This is a genomic window from Granulicella sp. dw_53 (assembly GCF_018449545.1).
GTDB lineage: Bacteria > Acidobacteriota > Terriglobia > Terriglobales > Acidobacteriaceae > Edaphobacter.
Genome location: NZ_JAAVUR010000008.1, coordinates 18118 through 35209, shown reverse-complemented (window position 1 = coordinate 35209; position 17092 = coordinate 18118). Strand labels below are relative to the sequence as shown.

Here is a 17092-nt window from a genome sequence, read left to right as displayed (position 1 = left end):
GCATCACCAGCGGCTGGCCGGGGCTTCATTGCGGCAAGGAAAAACGGCACGATTTAACGCAATCAGGCGGGCTGATCGTTGTGGCCTTGCAAACTTATGGGTGGGATTATTTGAGGCGGGCTAATGCGAGCTTGAGACGCATCTCTAAATGCCAGAGAAGGGATCTAGAGTCGATTTCAATATCGTCACTGTCGTCACGATGTTCGCAATTATCTTCGTCGCAATCTGCGTCAGAACAATCGAGGCAGTCGCCTGCTACGCATCCTGGACAGGGACAAACACAACCTGGGCTTCGACTCTCGGTAATACGTGATCTGATTTCCGTTGGGGCAGAACGTAATGCAACCGACGTTGCTTGATATGCCGGTGCGGCGGTGATCGTGACTTCATAGAGATCAACGTCTAGCAAGGTACGAACGATACGATCCTCGCTATCTTCAGACCAAACATCAGACTGACAGACAAATCCGAAACTACAGCCGTCAACGTCTCCGCGTTCGATGGACACAATGAGGTCATTGGCCGTTGAGGTGTCCGGCAGGATGCACTCGAATCGTAATCCAGTCTGATCGATCGATAAGGACAGCGTGCTGGATTTAGTGCGGCCTAAGACCAAGGACGTGTCATGAGAGTAGAGACAGAGAACATCAGGGTTCTCCTGTAAAGTGCGGGTGAAGGCAGAAGGCGAGATCAGTTCAAACCAACCACCCATATCCACAGAGAGAGAACTAAACACGGCAGAGTAACCGGACAGGGTACGCTGACCATTGGCGTTGGTTGCCACCCTCAGTTCAAGACCCTTGATCTGACGTATTTCACGATTACTCATTTACTGTCTCCGGGATGGTAACGCTGGCCTCTGCCTTCGCACCTGCTATGTCACGATGGGTGAGGATATGTATAGAACGGACAGCCTTGATGAATTCATGCTGGGCGAGGGCGTCTATATTTGCCTCTGTGTAAGTTTCGGCACGTTTCGCCATAGAGCGACAAACAGATTCAATATTCTTAGAGGAATTGGCCGCATCAGAGCCGTTTGCATAACCTGCTGCCGCCTCTGCAATAGAGGTCAGAACTGGTGTAAATATGGCTGTAATGGTGCTCAAATCGCGCTTATCACGTTTCAATAGCCGTCCGAAGGCATCTCTATAGATCGTGATGTATGCAGACGAATAGCGTTCAAGCATTGAACGTTCATCCGTGGTTGGCACAGCGTCTGGGAGTGGCGTAGGACCGCCGATAGTCTGGTCTAGGGTGGATTCGGTATCGAGCAGACGAGCGGAGTTCTGCATGTTCACAGGTGACCAATAAATGTCACCCTCTGGCCCGATTGGGTTCTGGCCCAACGATTCGCGTACATCATTCGTGCTAAGGAACCCCCACTGCTTGCCGGTGGCGTAGCCAGTCATGGTGGTAGAAAAGTCACCGCGTAGACGTTCGGTTACATCGAATTGGACAAGATACCGTCCAGAGTTTCGTCCCTGACGAGGTAATAGCTTGCGGGCAATCTCAGCCTCTAATCTGGATAGATAAGGACGTAGAGTGTCAGTGACAAACATCAGAGCCGACTGCTCCGCGTTGCTGTTGGACAGCTTCGAATTGTCACCAACCATGTGAGGAGGGACTCGAAATAAAGCAGCAATCTCAGTACGCTGAAACTGGCGGGTCTCTAGAAACTGAGAGTCATCTGGATTGATACCCATAGGGGTGTAGGTCCAACCGCCTGGCAGAACTGCAACAGTCCCTTGGTTCTCTCCCCCTTGAGACCGCTCCCAGGACTCTCTCATGGAGGTCATCTGAGCGGGAGTTGGGACAGAACCGCCTGTATTGCTGAGCAGACCACCGGGACGGGCACCATTGCCAAACCAACGGCCACCGAACTTCTCAGCGGCTCTAGCGAGGCCGATTCCCTGACGTGCGAGGTGAATTGGATTGATGCCCTTCAACCCGTCGAAGGAAAACAGAGGTACATGTAGAACGTTTTCAGACGCTATGACTCGGAACTTACCCTGTTGCATTCCGTCTGTAGTTTCATAGACGAGATTGCCTGCGCTATCGCGCTTTGGTTCGGTAAGGAGAGGATTTAGAGGCCACAGAGCAACAGGTCGTCCGACAGCGTCACGTTGAATTTCTGCATAGCAATTGCCGGTAAGAGCTAATGCCCCGACCATTGCTTCCCAGAAACTGAAAGCCGTCATCTCATCGTTCGGCGCTACGCCAAGGAGTTCAGCAAGGGTATGATTCGTTGTCTCTTTCTTCCCCTTACCATCAAGCACTTCGTAAACCTTGACGGGCAGGGACGCAACAGATTCCGACAGAACTTTTATGCAGGCGTACACCGTCATCTGCTGTAAAGATGTGTGTACGTTGATCTGCTCCCCTGCTGCCGTCGGTTCGCCACTGAAAGCCCATGACAGGAACCCTGCGGTAGACAGAGGAATAGCTGGATTATTGAGAGGATCACCGCTGCCACGCAGCTCCAGTTTGGTAATCTCGGAAGTCCGCATCTCTGATGCGAATTTCTGAATAGCGGATTTTAGACCCAAGGGAAATCCTTATCGCAGGACAAATGGTTCAAACCATGCTTCTGCTGGTGCTGTAATGGTGGCGCGGCCAAGAGCCATGATTGTGGCAACAGTGCCATCAATTTTCTTTTCAGCACTGGCCTTATCCGGGGTGATGACTTCATTTCTGAGATGGTGAACGATGGTGTTGGCAATGTTCCACGTCATGACGGGGTTACCGTCGTGGTGTAACCGGCCATCCATGACCAACGCTTCGAGCGTCTTCATGGGTTCGGATTGGTATTTCCAGGTTTGCTGCAACTCAATGCAAGTCAAACCCTCTTCCATGAGCGAGGCGACAAGCTGACTAGCACCGTGGGGATCGTGGCCGACTTCACGCATGTCAAATTGCTTAGCATCTGCCGAGATCTGCTCACGCAACTCTGCATGGGTGTTAACTTCGCCCGGGGTCGCTTCGAGATATCCCAGTTCTGACCACTGCTTGTAGTGACCGTTGGCTGGATCATCGATTCGAGCTGATGGAAGGTAAAAACGTGGGAATAGGTAGAAGTGTTGCTTGCCTTCGATCACCCTCATGAAAATGAGGATGTAGGCAGTGAGGTCGAGTTTGGATGCGAGGTCCAGACCTGCCCAACAGGTTTCACCCGCGAAGTCTTCAATGTTCAGGGATGTGTCTGAACAGCGTTGCCACCTATCCATGTCCATCCAACCGACGGCAGATGCACACCAGATATTGAAATGCTTTGTCTTTACCTGGGTCTGTAGCCGTGGGCTTTGAATCGCCTTGAGTTGCTGTGACTTGAGGTAATCGAGTCCTACGCTGATACCAAGATTGGGATTGGCCTTGTGTATCGCCAATTCATCTTTCCAATCGTCGCCAACATCGAGGCCATAGATCAGACCGAATAGCTCATCATCCTGCTTGATGCCTTCCAGAACGTCCTGAAGGTCATCCTGCATCAGCTTGGCGGGACCGGCTGTGTTGTATCCAGCGGTGGTAGTCACCCAAGTGAGAGGCTGTAATCTTGCTCCCATGCCCGTTTGCATGGTGGACATCAAATGGTCGTTTGACCATTCGTGGGATTCATCTAGCAACGCGCAGGAAGGAGATGAACCATCTGGAGGCTGACCAATGGTGGTAGCCATCCTGGATTCAGTTACGGGTATGACTATTGCATTAGCGAGACACTGAACACCCATTGCCTTGAGGCCGGGTGTCTTTCTAACGATCTGCTGAGCCGGTCTGAAGACGTACTGAGCCTGTTCTTCGGTCGTGACACCGGTATAAATCTCGGCCTGTTGCTCACCGTCCAGCAGGAGCATGTAGAGGCCAACAACGGCACTCAGGAATGACTTTCCATTCTTACGAGGGACGTACAGGTAGACGGTTCGGAATCGTCTGAGATTGTCTTTCTTGTGGAGCCAGCCAAACGTACAGGCCAGGATGAAACATTGCCACGGCTGAAGAGTAAGGGTGATTCCCTTTCCTCCCCAACGACCACCGAGGGGCAGCATCTCGGCAAATCTACATATCTTGGCCGCTTTCTTTGAGCTGAACTTGTAGGGGTAATCGGGATCAGAGACCTTGGTTAGATCATCCAAATGGCGTTGACACGCCAACTTGATCCAACGACATGCAATAATCTCGCCCGCAACTACAGCCCTTGCGTACTCATTTGCTTTGGCTGCGTAATCTGCTGGCATTCCTTTCCCGGTGCGGTCTGTTATTCGTCCTCGTCATCTCCGTCTAACAACGATGCAAAGGGATTGGCCAACTGTTTAGGGCTGGCGCTGAGTCTGTTTCTGTCTACTGGGTTCAGTCCGATCAATGCCCCTGCGCGAATCATTTGCTTCTGAGCGTCAGAGCTGACCATCAATGCTGGATGCTTTACATGTTTCGATTGGCCTTGGCTACCTTCTACGAGGAGGACCGTGCCTTCAGTGGAGATTCGTCGTTCGGCATGGACCCAACGCGAGTAATTGACGGCGTAGCTGGCTAGGACACCCACATCTGTGGAGTGGAGTAGGTCCATATCCTCTAGGGCCTCGACTATTCGGGTGAATTCACGTTTAGCCTCATCGTCCAGCCAAGCTGGAGGTTCACCGATGGCACCGGCACTTGAGAAATCGGCATCAGGTTGAATTGGTCTATGACCTGGGTTGCCATTAGCCTCCTTTACAGAGGCAGGCAGTCGTTTACGTCCTGGCATCGCTAGTTGACTCCCTATTTTTTGTTGACTAAAGCCACGGGAAGACGAAGAATGTTGCCGACCCATCCACTTTCACAGTTCGTCAAGAGATCATATGAATGAAATGAATAAACAGTCGATTCATGAAGCATCCCCAAAAACGATTCTGAAACTGACACCCGATAGGTTCTACAACTGTCTGCTCTGGATTTCCGGAGTCTTACTGATTCTTTCGTTTGTATTGGGCGTTGGTGCCATCTATTGGGGAAACAACTGCCCGCTTAAGGAAATCCCAGTGAAAGAATGGCCATGGTATCGGCAAGTGGAAGTAGCCGTTCTGGTAAGTTGGGTCGTCCTTCCGCCCCTTTTCTTCTGGTTCGAGTTCCAGGGCATTTACAGGCAAGGTAGGCGTCGACCGTTTTATCCAGGCACTACTGAAGTATCAGATTGGGAACTGTTTAAATACACTCAGGATGTCTCTGCTAAGGTTTGGCTTGCTGTCACGACCGCACTTCTCGTTCTCTACTTCGGCAAGGATTTAAAGATTTGAAACACAAAAGTGGAATTCAAATCGCGTGCATAAATCTCAAACCCGGGCTTGGTCTCCGCATCTGTTGCAACTAAAGGATTTACACCCCATACCCCTATGCGCTATGTGATTGACTCTCAATGACTTAGCATGAGGTTCGATCTAGGCTATGCATGGTGCATCATCACAGGTGTGTCACCGTGACACACTCTGCGTTGCGTATTGCTTCTGATCACTGATGGTCTTCGCTCTATGGCATGGACGGCATAGTGACTGGAGGTTGGTTATGTCTAGTCTTTTATCTGGTGCTATTGATATGGGGACTATGTGATCTACATCAGAGGCTGACGTGACTTGGCCCGATTTTAAACAGTGCTGGCAGAGATAGCAATCCCTCTTCAATGCTTCATTGCGTACCTTGCTCCATGCTCTGTCATACCCTCTGCTGGCTGCGTTACCACGATATAGCCTGTCTTGAGCACTGCCTACAGTCTTGTGCTTCTCGCAATAGCCCGATTCTATTAACGCGGAACATCCTGCCTTTCGGCATGGTCTAAGGCTAGCTTTAGGCATTGGTTTATATCGTTTGTGAGAGACACATTTCCCTGCTCTCGTCATCCCAAACACGCCCTTACGGAGCAGCGATATGCCGATTAGCTCGGGTGTAACATTGGCGAATGACTAGAACTTCTGGCGGTGCGACTTACGATCAAATATCAGATTATGTAGCACTGCATCACGGATTCACGCCAAGGCCCTGCTGGATAGCTCATGTGAAGGCAGATAACGGTCTCACTACACGAATTGCACACAATCGGATGAATACGGCAGTTCGCATGAAACCTTGCCCTGATTCCAAGCGATCAGCCATTGAGATGGCTTTACGCCATTTCCAAATGATTCGCTAACTATGCGGCATCCAATAAATCTTTGCCGTGTGGGTCAAGCTTTGGAGAAGGTACTATCTTGGGTAGTTTTAAACGGTCTCGATTTTCATTGATACGATTTACAGCTATTTCAAAATAGGTCGCATCACTTTCTATGCCGATTCCAATTCGTCCCGTGTTGTCACAGGCAACGATGGTAGTCCCACTGCCACAAGCGCAATCCAGGATAGTTGACCCCTCCACCGTGTAGGTCCTAATCAAGTACTCGATCAATGCAATAGGCTTCTGAGTCGGATGCAGACCCTTCTCCGCTGCGTATCTGAGGACTGTTTTCGGATAGCGTGAACCGTCCGTGTTGACTGTGACAGTGTTCTCAAACTGGCCGTAATTGGATGATTTCTTGCCTCTACCTGTGACGTATGGCTTAGAGCCGGTTTCCATCTGAGGGTAATAAGGAGGCTTGCGGTCACAGAATACGAGAATGTTCTCGTGTGACTTCAGCGGGTAAAGTTTAGCATTCAGGAAACCTGTTCCTTGGGGCTTTTCCCATATCCATTCTGTCTTGAGATGTTTCAGATTGCTGGCCGCAACCGTAGTCGTAAACGGCTGCTGGGTAAACAGAATGATCGGTGCGCCGGGTTTGCATATTCGCTTCCACTCAGACCAGAGTTGCTCCATTGGAATAACTGCATCCCATCTATTCTGCGTAGTTCCATAAGGCAAATCACAGATGATGCAATCCACTGTCCCATCGGGGATGTGCTTCATGACCTCAAGACAGTCGCCCTGGGTGATCGTATTGATTGGCAATTGGGACAATTGTTCAGCCCTATAGATATTGATGGATTGGTTTTAGGTCGGCGTGTACGATTGGCGAATGCCATTTGCAAACGATGTTCAGAGGCACATACAAATCTCGTTGCTCGCCGCTGACGAGAAGCTAATAGTCGAACGTGAAGCGGCGCGCAGAGAGGCGGCATCACAAGCATCTGCCCGGGGACTCACGAACTCTGGTCCCGGAATCAAACTTGTGCATGGAACCTATACGAAGTGGCTGGAGGAGAAAATCGCGGTTCACACCGCGATATATCTGGACACATGCAAAGAACTGAATATTCCGATCACAGATGAGATAGAGAGTGAAATCATCGCAAAGTTGGAGTTGATTTCGAAAGCAAAGTACACACCTCAACTACCTCAGACCCTGGGGGCCGCCCAAATACCGGCTATCACCGATCAACTTAAACAAGAGATGGACAGAGTTGGTGGTCGTGCGCTATTGCAAGCAAGAAGCAAAGTGAGCTTAGCAAAACTCAAAAGTCGTCAGTCACCGGACAAGAGTTCCAGACTGCCACAAATAGAGAATTCCGGAGGCAAGAAAATGGGTTTTAACGCTACCGTTCTAAGAGTGATGATTGCTTCTCCTGGAGATGTTCAAGAAGAACGACGAGCAGCAACTGAAGAAATAAATGACTGGAATGCATTGCATTCCGCCTCTCGCAATATCGTTCTTTTGCCAGATAAATGGGAAACCAACACCAATCCGCAATATGGTGCTCATCCTCAGGCGCTGGTCAACAAACAAATCTTAGATAGAGCCGACATCTTAGTAGGAATTTTCGGTATGCGATTGGGGACTCAAACACCAGATTTCCAAAGTGGCACGGTGGAGGAAATTACTCGTCATGCTGATCGACAAAAGTCCGTGAAATTATATTTTTCTGAGGCTCCATTACCCCGTGACTACGACCGAGAGCAGTATGCCGCTCTTGTTAGCTATCGAGATGAATGCAGGCTGAAGAGTTGGTATACAGCGTTTCGTGACACCGACGACTTCAGACGACAGTTTAGACGCCATCTCGCTATGGAACTCAATGAAGCCCGCTACGCGGGTCTTGAGATTACTCAGTCGGCAATACCCAGTCCGTCAACTAGTAGTCAACCGCTTTTGAGTGAAGCTGCAGAAACAATCTTAAAACAGGCCGCGAGCAAGGGCGGGGATATTCTCGTTCGCAATTCAATCGGGCTCAATACTATGTCTGCGGGTGGCCAACAATTCGGCAAAGGCGACAATTCTCCACGTACAGTAGCCCTATGGACCGCTGCCTTAGAAGAGCTTAAACGTTTGGGATTCGTAGCTCATTCGTCGGGTCCCATCAGCAAGGTTACAAATGCCGGGTACAAGTATGTCGATTCTCTTGATCCCGTAACAGGATATTAATACTGCCTAACAGTCCGCCTTCTTGCGTTCCTTCGGAGTTGAACAGCCACAGTGTTCAGATTTGCAATCGATTGTCATTGGCAGCGATTTCCGGTTGGACGGCTTCGCGTTATCGGCCAGACTCAGGATGAAGTTTATCTCTGCGGTCTCTTCCCTACTAAACGTTCTATCCTTCCGGGATTTGTCGTAGACAAGCTGCCGCGCATCGCCTTCATAAAACTGACGCGCTATAATCGGTGCAATCTTTTCGAAATCCCGACCTGCGTCTTCGTATAAGACAAATCTGTCGAATGTGACTAGGTGCTGTGTTCCGTCATTAATCGGGTGTCTTTTCGCTCCGACGCCGATCCAATTGAGCTTCCGGTCGATACCGTCCGCTACTGGCCTTTCGCTGGTACCGCCAATTCCGATCACGGCATAATAGTCTCGACTTCTGAAAGATCCCATACAGCAATTGATCCCAAACTGACCCCTTTGGTCTGGGTCGCCCTTATGGGTTCGTTTATAGATGAGGACTCTGGCATCAGGCGGAAGCATTGTCATGCCTGCCATCTTATATGCAGAACTGACTAAGGAGTGCTCACAGTGTACGAATTTCGGACGCACCGCGATGAAACAGACTGCGTCTATCCGCTAACTGAAGAAGGAGGGAGGGATACACACAGCCTTGGCGAACCATGTTTAGATACATGACTCGGGAGAGGCGAAGATAAATTGCGCCTCTACCATTGCAGTAGAGGCGTGCCTGATTGGAGGATGTCAAGATCAGGACTAAAGATTGATCCATTTCTGATGCTGCTATGTCTCATGCGCTCGCGGCTGGATCGTGCCGAATGACTCAGGAGTTTATAAGGCTCCCTGTTTATATATCTTTCGGCAGAGGCTTTTCGTTACGTAAATCAAATAATTTCTTTCTGAGTGTCGATTCTTTGAGACTCAACTGTCCCGCAATCTCTTTCAGTGAATATCCTTGGATCATAGCTGTCGCTATTTGCTTTTGAAAGACAGTCATTGCGGATAGAGAAACGTATGAATGACCATGCTCTGGCGATGTTTCTTCCCACTCGCCATCGTCTATCGACGCGAAGGTTCTAACGTAGTCGCGTTGTAGACGGCGGTTCTTCACTGTTGATGATACGTATCGCGTGAACGCGGTCTGATCTTGAGGCTCGAAGGTATGCAACTTCCCCAGAATGGTCATTGCCACTTGCTGGGCTATGTCATCGTCACGAGTGAGAGTCATTGCTCTTTGTCGAACGTGTTCCATTAACCCGTTCAGTGCCTCTTCTGAGCCGTCCTTGGCCCATAGAGCGTATTGTTCATCTAACGTCAATCATCCTCCAAACGTAATGCTGACGCGCTCTACGAGCCTGTCATAGTCTTCTTTGGACAGGATGGTGATACGAGTTCCCCTGCTGGCTGTAAATCTCCACGCATCCCTGATCGCTAGTGCCTCTGGATGACCCTCACAACATGCATCCATCATCTCCGCACCTGGCTTCAGCGATGGTGCTGTGGGCCATGCTGCACGGAAGGGCTTTCGTTGCCCTTCCGTCTCATCTGGGTAATTTCTTACGGTTTTCACTATGCGGCCTTCTTTTGGCCAACTTTCTCAGCCGCAACTGGCTTCCTATTAGCGTTTATTATTGTCTTGAGATCAGTGCTGAAGTCTTCGAGGGCCGCAATCTGCTTCTGTTTCTGAGTCGCCGGGGCAATAGGCTTCGGAGGCTTTGGTTTGTGGGTCTTCCCTGACAGGATGGCGCTAAGCAGAGGCTCTGAGCGATTGAGGGATTTACCAATCTTGTAGGCCGATTCCCCGGCCGCATGGCGGGTACGAATTTCATTCAACTCAGATTCGGTAACAGGGCGACGCTTTTTATATGTCTTGGGCTTTCGGCCTTCCCTGATACATTGGGCGATGTTCTGTTTCTGAGTTCCTGCTTTGAGATGCTTTGGATTGCAACAATTCTTTACATTGCATTTGTGCATCACCACTTTGCCCTCTGGAATTGGACCGTAAAAGAGGTTGTAGGCGTATCGATGAAGAAGGACCGAACCTTCATCGCCATCGTTAAAGATCCCATAGCCATTCGGGGCGAGAGCACCAAGGTACAGCCAGCAATCTGTGCTAGAGCTTACGAGATCAAGTTTTTCAATTAGACGAGCGACAGGTGTGAGTTTAGACATTGCATCCTCCAAGGATGATGGTGCTTATGAAATTGATCCTTCTGGAGGATTCAATAGAGGTGGTTTCTACCCCTCTACTTGTTTCTAGTATCGGATGTTGATGCGGATTTATAAACTTTATTTTAGTGGCGTATTCATTGGCGATTTCTAATTCTGGGCGTCGCTGCTGCAAAAACTCGCGAAGCTTAGATGTACAGCGATAGGTACATTGCATCCGAATTGCCTCAATACCCATAACCGAGTCTCACCAAGTAACATTCACCCTCTGGTCGATCACCATCCTCAATTCATCAGGCAATCAGAATCTAAGCGAAGGCACATTTATGCCCGAGACGGCGTTATAGCCAATGTTTACGCGGGTAATAAATTCTTTTGCAAACTGATCGTGGAAAGGGATTCTATTTAAAGGGGTAGGGACAATTGCAACATCATCGAGGTTTTGATGATCGCGCCTCGATCCATACAATTTATATAGGTAGCAGAATAAGAAGATTGGCTAATACCTTATCTGCCTCAGTAACAAGAGGTCCGCATCCACCAGATGTCCTCCAGCTTTACAAACTGGTCACCAGTCTCAAAGTCATTTGAGATCAAAATCGGGTTAGCCAACACACTATCAGGCCCACAAGTAGATGAAGGTCTGCTCTAGGGGGAATCAGCGTAAGCGTGATTCCCGGCCAGAATCTAAACTGGCTACTCAAGTAATGGACAATAGCCCCCAGGGCGTATGAGACATACTCATACATACGAAGGTCCTGGGAGATTGGAGTGATAACCCAACGTCGTGACACTTTAATTCGGTACAGCCTGTTCATACGGTGAGCCCGCAGAGGTAGTCACGATAGATGTCCTGAGAGTATCAAATTAGCTATGTAATGAAGACTATGGATCTGTAGAGGATCACCAATGGTCTGGATAGGAAAGATAACTACTCTACTCTAAGGCCTTCGTGTGCCTTCTGATGGACCCAAGCATACCAATCCCTACCCTGAGCTGTTCAGATAGTGTGTAGGCTCCTTACAGCGTGGAACAGATACAGAAAGGGGATGCTCGAAAGCATCCCCTCGGAACTGTTTCAGTTCGATTCATACAGCTCTGTGGTGAAGATATTTTAAGAACTGATCGTTACGGGGCTACCTGTTTTCGACCCATATTTCAGGCAGCTATTCGCCCTGCTCGATGCGACGCCTGAGAATCGCCTCCCGCATACCATTGCTTTCATAACTTATTGTCACCTCGTCCGCAACGAATAAAAGAAAGTGACGCTCAAATAAGGCGCTAAGTCCGGAGGGTACTTGCGGGATCAGATCATGCTTTGGAGATTCGAGAACGATATACGGCACATGCTCTAAATCGGAACTGCTCATCTCCTGTAAATCAAGCTCCTTACGCCATGAACCTTTTACCCTTCCGGATATTCGGCTTCCCTTGCGGAACAAGTTGAAGTGACTGTCAAGACGAGCCATTCCAAATCCTCCCTTGTATAAAAGGACAGTCGGTGTGGCAACTGTAACTTCAACGACGTCGTGGAACCATGTATAAAAGTCGCTCGGGGTTGGAATTTCTTGTGCATTCTGGAGCCGGAGGATAGTTGATGTGGCCATTTGCAGGCAAAAGTTAGCGTTTGATTCCGTCCAATTCATCTCGTGGCCATTTTCCCGTAGATTCCAATGAAACTCGTCCCCGTCGTACGTTAGAGGCAAGAACTTCTGCATTGTGAGGAAACTTGCAGGATCAATTCCCCTACCCGAAAGAAGAAGAGCGTCTTCTGTAGATACCTTTCCAGGTCTCATATAAGGAGGCACATTTAAGGTTTTAAATGCGTCGGAAAGAGCACGCGAAACTGTTTCAAGAGCCTCTTTATATTTCTCCTCTCCGATCCAAGTTCGAGCAGAAACAAGGATGTCCCTGACCGAGGCATCGGAGACGGCTGATAATTGATCGATCTGAACTAGCGGTTTTCCAATGATGCAATCGCATAGGATATCCAGGAAATCGACAACCTCAGAGAACAACTGATAGTTCGTTGATACATCCGGGAGATTGCCTCGGTGCTTGAATGCCACTCGTAAGTCATTGAGGTGATCGAATGCATCGACTGCAGCTCCAAGTTGACTATCATCCTCGAAGGCTTGGGCACATACCGCTCTAGCGATTGGCATGAAGTTTTGGTCCGTTTTCAGATTCAGATGCGATTTTAAAGCAGACAGAACTAGCTCAGCAGCATCATGACCTAGCAATATCTTTTGCGCCACCGCCAAAGGCCCTGAGAATGACGTCAGTTCCTGGCCAGAGCTATCAATCAGGTGCCGTGCAGCGATGAGCCTATCGAGAACGCGAGATTGAATATTCATTGCGACATCATACCCGTTCGACTTGAGAACAAAGCAAATGCCCCTAATACAACTGAGGTATTATGGCGTCCATGACAACACCAGCAGACTACAAGCTTCGTAAGCTTCTCGCGGATGGTAAGAGCATCATCCGTAGCATCTTTGTGACTAAACAAGAGAATCTGATATTCACCGTAGCAGTCACCCAATTACATACTAGCGACTCTACGGGTCTTGAAGGTGATAGTCCCGCCGAAGCCGTCGCCAAGTTTCTATTGAGTGAGGATCATCAAGCAATCGAAGCTGCCAATGGTAGAGCTGCATATTACCGTGACGCTGCCATCGCAGAAGGATTTGAGGACGAAGCTCATTTCCCACAACCAACTTATCGATAGCACCTGGCCCATACAGAGGGCCAGGAATAGACAAAGAAAATGGCTATCCCGTTTAGAAGATAGCCATTTCTGGTCTGAAGTTAGTTAGCGATATCCTTCACCGGACATGTGATCCATGATTCTGGGTGCGCATCCCTGCTTGGGACATAGATAACGCAGAACGTAGTCATATGATCTTTTTCTCCGAACTCGTCGCTGTAAACAATCTTTCCGCCAAGGACAAGTTTAAAAGTCTCGGCCTTGATAGCTTCTTTTGTCTCGACATCATAACGAGCACTACTAAATCCCCGATTAGGGGCGCTTTGTCCATTGAAGATGTTGAATTCTCCGTCCTGTGACACATCCAAAGTTGCTATCTTTTGCTCTATCTGCACAAAGTCTGGTCGTTCTGCCGGGGCAAAGAGATGAGTATGCATTTTGACTTTGAGGGCGGGGGAGCTTCCAAAGTTCCTAAAGTGGATATCCCACTGCACTTGAAGATCATTCTCACGTAGTGTAATGACAGTTTCTCCAAGCTCGGGCCCAACCCACGGTCGCTGCGAATAGACTAGTTGGTCGTGACTGTAGTTAACCATATTGCGAGTGCTGCATCCCAGCCACCATGTGAGACTCGCGTATAGAGTTACCAATCCAAGCGTCGCTCTTGCAATCCACTTTGACTCGTTATCCTTTGTCTGCTGCTCGTTTGATGTGGCTTCACGCAGGAGTTTTTCTTCCTCGCTTGGCTCAACTGTAATTTCACCACGAACATGTATTTTGCCCGTGACCTTACGCTCTTGTTCTTCGGACTTCGGTGGGGTTGTCATGATTGGCGCTACTAAATCTACCTTGAACGCAATGGCAACGCCAGAGCAAAAGAAATGGCCTGTCCCATTGAAGAGACAGGCCATGAATGAGACAAACAAGGTTTACGCAGGACTCGCCTGATCCCGCGCCGCGAACCTAACCAATTCAGCTTTCGGAATCAGTTTCCTCCCTCCTAGCTTCCTCACTTTCAACTTCCCTACTGCAATGTATGTATCCAAGGTCCTGGTAGAGATGCTGAGGAGGAATGCTGCCTCTTTCCTGCTGTAGAGCAATCTCTCAATGGATGGCGCGGCGGTGAGCATAGCAATTTTCCTACTTTCTAAGATTAGTGAGTAGCTTAGCTCCACGCCATCTTCATCCCTGAAAATGGCCCCCATTCAGGGGGCCATAACAGCGGATCGGCTTATCTATTGTGCGTTTGGCGGGTTCCTCACCTCTTCGGTGATTCTCTTCAATTGATCAATCGTCAATTTTCTCCAATCGATTTCTTTGTAAGCTATAAGTTGATCGACATAGGATTTCTTTGCCTTTTCAGCAGGGGACAGTTCGGAATACTCCCTCGCGGCCTTTACTGGTACAGTCTTCTTCATTTCCGTTTGCTTGTTCATGTTTGTCTCTTTCTATGATTGATGAATCGTTGATGTGATATGGCTCCAAACTCTCAGAGCCACCCCGCTATGTCTTGCTTATGTGTTTTCGGTATGCTCCCCTATCCCCATACCATGTCGGTCATCCCAGGCCTTAGCGAATACCGCCAGTCCCTGTTTCTTGCTCAACCCCATGTCCAACACCTGATCGACAAAGGGTACAAGCATAGACAGGAATACGGGTTTAGAGATTGCTTCGACCCTCTCGCTGGTGATATCGCCAGTGGGAAGATTCTCGTTCTTGGCCAAGCGGGATGCAGCAGCTTTTGCTTGACGCTTTTCCTTTGCCTGAAGTTGGACCTTTTCCATAGCCGCAATTTTCTCGTCTACGGCGGACTCAATCTCTTTTCCAGACAATCCCTCTGAGACGTTCTCAGTCAACGCCTTCAAGAGATAAGCGTTCTCTGGTGCAGCGACGTCGAATCCACGAATCAAGGCCAATTCCCTTACCTGCTCGGGTAATTGATTAGCTCGCCTGTACCGATTCCTAGCCCTGTTCGCCGTGCTACGGCTGATACACAGTGCGTGGGAAAGGCCAGACAGCCCACCGGGGAAGAGTTTTTGATATTCGTTCAGCAAACGCCCCAATTCATAGGAGGCTGTTCGGTCATTCCGCACAGCTTTTATCAACGCCGGACGCAACTTCTGTTCCTTAGCAAGCACATCCTCAGTAGCGAACTGAGTCTGCACGAACATATCGAGTTTAGTGGTGATGAGATCGGCTAAGGTGTCAATCATGCCGCCACCGCGCCTTTCTTAGCCTTCGAGTGTATCTTCGTGACACACTTCCTGACCTTCACACCGGCGGGACGCTCCCGAACAATCATCTTTCGGTATTTCTGGGGTACGTAGGAGAGGTTGTGGATGTCCTTATGCGTCTCGATGAACGTTTCGCTGTCCATCGTGAAATCGCCAACCTGCTTGAACCAGAACTTTACGCCCTGTGCTCTGCATTGTTCGAATACGCGGTATGCGGCTGCGATATCGAAGGGACGCGCTGCTGAACCTGACTCGCCACCACATATCAACCACGAAATGCCGGACAGGTCCAACGTTCCATTCTTAGCCACTAAAGGCAAGATTCTGCCCGGTGCCGATGCCTTTTCCAGCAAAGGTTCTGCGCTAATGAAACGATGACAACCCTTGGCGACAGGAAGGCCCTGTAGGGCCTTTATTCGCCCCAATGCGCTCTCGTTACCGTGTCCTGCACTGGTGCCCAACCAAACGTTAGGCAATGGCTTGGCGGGTAAGTATTTAGGGAAGTTCTCAGGACGCTTGGAGAGCAACAACCACGTCAGATTCGGCGTGTTCCTAATCATCTCGATCAGTTGTTCTCGCCACTCAGGTTTGATCTTTGGATTGTCCTCTGCGAAGTCCATAAGACTCCCGCAAAACACAAAGCGTGTCTCACCAGCTTCCTGAGCCTCTTTGTTCCACCTGTACGGATGTTTCCAGTTGGCATCGATGGTTTTAGGACGTTCACCATTCTGGCCCCAAATGGGGAGGAGATTGGCACCGTATCGCTGATCGATGAGGTTCTCGGCATAGCAGAAGGTGCACTCGTGATCTACGCGAGTGCATCCTTTCCAAGCATTGAAGGTGTGTCTAGCCCAGTTGATTTTGGTGTCTTCCATTACGCCACCTCCTGGATCTGAGGAGCAATATTGGCTATATGGTCGGTGGAGGCGAACCGAACCAGTTCATCTTTATGAATAAAGACCCGCGCCCCAAGCCGCCTTACCTTTAGGACATTATTAGCAATCAGGTAACGGATGCTACGCGGTGACAAGCCGCCTAGCATCCTACCCGCATCCTTGACGTTAAACAAAATCTGTTCTGATGAACCCTTGGGAGTGTTAGCCATTAGCTCAACTCCAGAATGAGATTGCCGCCATCGGACTCGACGATGTTTACAGGAGGATGGCTGAACGAACCATCACTGTGCTTGAACGTTGAGAAGGTCTGACCGACCAATAGGAACGGACCCGGCCCTGATAATGAATCTGTAAAGGATTTCTCAAACTCCGCCCTAACCTCGGGTGTCAGTTTCTCAGGGGCCAAGCTCTGTTCGATATCCGCAAGATGGGAAGCAATAATCTGGTTGATGGTGAATGGGGCTGATAGAGTTCGGCAATTCTTAGACATCGCGGTTTCATCTCCTTGGTTGGGCATCGTGGAACCAACACAAACAGAGAAGTCACAATCCCTGATGCAAAAGGATCGAGACGCACGAATGGCTACTGCCATTGCTCTAATTGTGTGTAGGATTCCCCGACCAGAAGGAATGAAGATTGCGAATCACTGGCCTTGGTAAACTATCTTGCTTCCGTCACCACTAGCATCACTAAGAGTCATGCCATTACAGTGTGGTT

The 17092-nt window shown here is 49.4% G+C and carries 17 protein-coding genes; 3 read left to right on the top strand and 14 right to left on the bottom strand.

Going from position 1 to position 17092, the window contains the following annotated elements; genetic code table 11:
• Window positions 1-106: 106 nt before the first annotated feature.
• Genes HB393_RS13670 through HB393_RS13660 form a run of 3 tightly spaced genes read right to left on the bottom strand, consistent with a single transcriptional unit; the run spans window position 107 to window position 4229 of the window.
• Window positions 107-829 carry an HK97 family phage prohead protease gene (locus HB393_RS13670; RefSeq protein WP_213805751.1) on the bottom strand — a complete coding sequence of 241 codons (723 nt, stop codon included), beginning with the start codon at window positions 827-829 and terminating at the stop codon, window positions 107-109.
• Window positions 822-2546, bottom strand: coding sequence for a phage portal protein (locus HB393_RS13665; RefSeq protein ID WP_213805750.1), 1725 nt, complete (start codon window positions 2544-2546; stop codon window positions 822-824). Before HB393_RS13665 ends, HB393_RS13670 begins: the two co-directional genes overlap by 8 nt.
• A gap of 9 nt (window positions 2547-2555) precedes the next feature.
• Entirely contained in the window at window positions 2556-4229 is a 1674-nt protein-coding gene (locus HB393_RS13660; protein WP_213805749.1) for a terminase TerL endonuclease subunit, read from the bottom strand.
• Between the two features lie 600 nt (window positions 4230-4829).
• On the opposite strand from HB393_RS13660, the gene HB393_RS13650 reads away from it, so the two are divergent.
• Entirely contained in the window at window positions 4830-5264 is a 435-nt protein-coding gene (locus tag HB393_RS13650) for a hypothetical protein (RefSeq protein ID WP_213805747.1), read from the top strand.
• An 887-nt stretch (window positions 5265-6151) separates the two neighbouring features.
• On the opposite strand, the gene HB393_RS13640 is transcribed toward HB393_RS13650, so the two are convergent.
• Window positions 6152-6898 (bottom strand): site-specific DNA-methyltransferase, encoded by a 747-nt coding sequence (locus HB393_RS13640; RefSeq protein WP_213805745.1) that lies wholly within the window; start codon window positions 6896-6898, stop codon window positions 6152-6154.
• Window positions 6899-7007: 109 nt separating this feature from the next.
• Here HB393_RS13640 and HB393_RS13635 point away from each other — a divergent pair, with 109 nt between their 5' ends.
• Window positions 7008-8351: a DUF4062 domain-containing protein gene (locus HB393_RS13635; protein WP_213805744.1), complete on the top strand. Its 1344-nt coding sequence runs from the start codon at window positions 7008-7010 to the stop codon at window positions 8349-8351.
• Between the two features lie 862 nt (window positions 8352-9213).
• Here HB393_RS13635 and HB393_RS13630 read toward each other — a convergent pair.
• The 3 genes from HB393_RS13630 to HB393_RS13620 form a co-directional block, all read right to left on the bottom strand.
• A complete protein-coding gene (locus HB393_RS13630; RefSeq protein ID WP_213805743.1) occupies window positions 9214-9684 on the bottom strand; it encodes a hypothetical protein in 471 nt (156 codons plus the stop codon).
• A 251-nt stretch (window positions 9685-9935) separates the two neighbouring features.
• Window positions 9936-10538, bottom strand: coding sequence for an HNH endonuclease (locus HB393_RS13625; protein WP_213805742.1), 603 nt, complete (start codon window positions 10536-10538; stop codon window positions 9936-9938).
• A 1163-nt stretch (window positions 10539-11701) separates the two neighbouring features.
• Entirely contained in the window at window positions 11702-12892 is a 1191-nt protein-coding gene (locus HB393_RS13620; protein ID WP_213805741.1) for a hypothetical protein, read from the bottom strand.
• Between the two features lie 62 nt (window positions 12893-12954).
• On the opposite strand from HB393_RS13620, the gene HB393_RS13615 reads away from it, so the two are divergent.
• Window positions 12955-13266, top strand: coding sequence for a hypothetical protein (locus tag HB393_RS13615; protein WP_213805740.1), 312 nt, complete (start codon window positions 12955-12957; stop codon window positions 13264-13266).
• An 80-nt stretch (window positions 13267-13346) separates the two neighbouring features.
• Here HB393_RS13615 and HB393_RS13610 read toward each other — a convergent pair whose 3' ends face one another.
• The 7 genes from HB393_RS13610 to HB393_RS13580 all read right to left on the bottom strand — a co-directional run bounded on the left by HB393_RS13610 (window position 13347) and on the right by HB393_RS13580 (window position 16865).
• Window positions 13347-14072, bottom strand: a complete 726-nt coding sequence (locus HB393_RS13610) for a hypothetical protein (protein ID WP_213805739.1) — start codon at window positions 14070-14072, stop codon at window positions 13347-13349.
• Between the two features lie 102 nt (window positions 14073-14174).
• A complete protein-coding gene (locus tag HB393_RS13605; RefSeq protein ID WP_213805738.1) occupies window positions 14175-14375 on the bottom strand; it encodes a helix-turn-helix domain-containing protein in 201 nt (66 codons plus the stop codon).
• 105 nt (window positions 14376-14480) lie between these two features.
• A complete protein-coding gene (locus tag HB393_RS13600; protein WP_213805737.1) occupies window positions 14481-14681 on the bottom strand; it encodes a hypothetical protein in 201 nt (66 codons plus the stop codon).
• Between the two features lie 78 nt (window positions 14682-14759).
• Window positions 14760-15458, bottom strand: coding sequence for a hypothetical protein (locus HB393_RS13595; protein WP_213805736.1), 699 nt, complete (start codon window positions 15456-15458; stop codon window positions 14760-14762).
• Window positions 15455-16354 carry a DUF5131 family protein gene (locus tag HB393_RS13590; protein WP_213805735.1) on the bottom strand — a complete coding sequence of 300 codons (900 nt, stop codon included), beginning with the start codon at window positions 16352-16354 and terminating at the stop codon, window positions 15455-15457. Before HB393_RS13590 ends, HB393_RS13595 begins: the two co-directional genes overlap by 4 nt.
• Window positions 16354-16584 (bottom strand): helix-turn-helix domain-containing protein, encoded by a 231-nt coding sequence (locus HB393_RS13585; protein ID WP_213805734.1) that lies wholly within the window; start codon window positions 16582-16584, stop codon window positions 16354-16356. Before HB393_RS13585 ends, HB393_RS13590 begins: the two co-directional genes overlap by 1 nt.
• Window positions 16584-16865, bottom strand: coding sequence for a hypothetical protein (locus tag HB393_RS13580; protein ID WP_213805733.1), 282 nt, complete (start codon window positions 16863-16865; stop codon window positions 16584-16586). The genes HB393_RS13585 and HB393_RS13580 overlap by 1 nt, the downstream gene beginning before the upstream one ends.
• Window positions 16866-17092: the final 227 nt, after the last annotated feature.